Annotated in this window: 1 pseudogene; it reads left to right on the plus strand. The window is 48.1% G+C overall.

The window, feature by feature from the left end:
- Nucleotides 1-42: 42 nt before the first annotated feature.
- A pseudogene (locus SB689_RS22890) lies at nt 43-285 on the plus strand (hypothetical protein); the annotation flags it as partial.

Raw genomic sequence — 285 nt, forward strand, 5'->3', positions numbered from 1 at the left:
GTGGTGAATTCCACGGGGGACTCTGAGAGGGCTGAAGTAAGAATGGCACAAGTAGAAAGAACGTTCACGCGAAAGGAATACCTCAACATGATGAAGCAACTTCTGTCACGGGAAAACCTTCTGACAGCATTAAAGAGAGTGGAAAAGAATAAAGGAAGCCACGGTGTGGACGGTATGTCAGTAAAATTCCTACGTGAACATATCATGACCAACTGGGACTCCATCCGCCAGCAGTTAGAGGATGGTACCTATCAACCGCAACCAGTCCGAAGGGTCGAAATCCCG

Origin of the sequence: Chryseobacterium sp. SIMBA_038, from assembly GCF_046535115.1 — a bacterium.
Taxonomy (GTDB): Bacteria; Bacteroidota; Bacteroidia; order Flavobacteriales; family Weeksellaceae; genus Chryseobacterium.